Origin of the sequence: Kitasatospora putterlickiae (genome assembly GCF_039527695.1) — a bacterium.
GTDB classification, from domain to species: domain Bacteria; phylum Actinomycetota; class Actinomycetes; order Streptomycetales; family Streptomycetaceae; genus Kitasatospora; species Kitasatospora putterlickiae.
The window spans coordinates 7,155-8,940 of sequence record NZ_BAAAKJ010000229.1 but is presented as its reverse complement, the minus strand read 5'-3'; the positions used below and the strand labels follow the sequence as shown (position 1 = coordinate 8,940).

The following is a 1,786-nucleotide window of genomic DNA, read 5'->3' as shown; positions in this document are numbered from 1 at the left end:
GGTCGGGGTGCAGTTGAAAGTACGAAGCCCCGCCACCCGAGTTGTCGGGCGGCGGGGCTCACGTTCACCCGCGACGAGGTCAGACGGCCGGGAAGTTCGGGTCGCCGTTCTTGATGGACTTCACGAACGCGGCCCACTCGTCCGGGCGGAAGGCGAGGTGGGGCCGATCGAGGTGCTTGTCGTCGCCGAGCCAGACATCGCCGTTGTCGAAGTGGGCCACACGGACGCAGGATCCGCTGTTGTCCCCGGAGTACTGCGAGATCGCCCATAGCGCCGCCTTGGGGTCATGGTCATACGGGTCGTGCGGAGTGGTCACGAGATCTCCTCCAGCTTCTTCTGCAACGCGGCGATGGTGTCCTGAGGTGAGAGAGCGAGTCGGTCCAGACGCTCGAACGCGCGCTCCGCCCGGCGTACTTCCCACCCTTACCCGCGGTTGGTCATACCGCCGACGGCTTCGAGAAATATGGGCCGTATCCGCGATCTTGCCAGCTGGCCCTCCTGTCCGTCGCCGCTTCGGCGTGGCCGAAGCGGCGACGGCGACTTCGTGGACGACGAGGTCGCCACCGATCCGCAGACCTCAGGTGGTGACGAGGTCGGACGGGTCGGTGTTCGCCCCGCAGAGGACCACGGCGACACGTTCGCCGTCGCCGGGCTCGTAGGCGCCGGAGGTCAGCGCGGCGAGGGCGGTGGCGGCGCCGTGCTCGACGGCCAGGTGGCGGTGGTCCCACAACAGGGCGCGGGCCGTGCGGATCTCGTCGTCGGTGACGAGGACGGAGCGGGCCTGTGCGCGCCGGGCCCAGTACAGGGCCGTCTCGCTGGTGCGGCGGGCGCCGAGGGAGTCGGCGGCGATGGAGTCGACCTCGACGTCCACGACCTCGCCGGCCTCGATCGCGGCGTTGAGGGCGCGGCAGTTCTGCGGCTCGACGGCGACGACCCGGACCCCGAGGGCGTCGGCCGAAATGGCGGTACCGGCGAACAGGCCGCCTCCGCCCACGGCGACGATGACGGTGTCGAGGCCGGGGATCCGGTCGTGGATGTCGGTCAGCAGGGTCCCGGCGCCCGCGACGATGTACGGGTTGTCGTAGGCGTGGGAGGCCAGGGCGCCGGCGTCGGCGGCGAACTCGGAGGCGGCGGCGGCTTCGGCGTACTCGGTGCCGACCTGGCGCACGTCCGCACCGAGCTTGGTGAGCTTGGCGACCTTGACCTTCGGGGCGGTCCTGGGGAGGAAGACGGTGGCCTTGATGCCGTGACGCTGTGCGGCCCAGGCGCAGGCCAGCCCGGCGTTGCCCCCGGAGGCGATCACCACTCCGGCGTCGGGCATCGTCCCGTCGGCCAGGTGGGCGGCGATGAAGTTCGCGGCGCCCCGGTCCTTGAAGGAGCCGGAGAACTGCATGAACTCCAGGGCGAGATGGACGCGGGCAGTGCCGAAGGAGTGGCGATCGATCTCGAAGACCGGGACGGGGCGGATGATGCCGTGGACGCGGTCCTTGGCGGCCTTCACGTCGGCATAGGTCGGAAACGTGCCGGTGGTGGTCATGGGGTTGCTCTCCGGAGGTGTCAGGACCAGGCGATGAGGTTGCCTCGGGCGGCCAGGCCGGGGCACCGGTGGCGTCGGCGAGTTCGAGGAGCCGGGCGCCGTCGGTGACGGGCGGTCGGTGGCCGTAGGAGTTGCGGTGCTGTTCGTCCCCAGGCTGCCATCGGCGCCGCCGCAAGCGGGTCTCGCCGCCGGCCCCGGGCGCGAGGAGCCAGTGTCTCCCGCGCCGCAACAGCCGCCCACGCAAAACGC

2 protein-coding genes are annotated in these 1,786 nt (G+C 71.0%); both read right to left on the bottom strand.

Annotated elements, in window-relative coordinates; genetic code table 11:
• Positions 1–79: 79 nt before the first annotated feature.
• Entirely contained in the window at positions 80–316 is a 237-nt protein-coding gene (locus ABD308_RS23185; RefSeq protein WP_344338173.1) for a DUF397 domain-containing protein, read from the bottom strand.
• 261 nt (positions 317–577) lie between these two features.
• Entirely contained in the window at positions 578–1,537 is a 960-nt protein-coding gene (locus ABD308_RS23180; protein ID WP_344338171.1) for a threonine/serine dehydratase, read from the bottom strand.
• Positions 1,538–1,786: the final 249 nt, after the last annotated feature.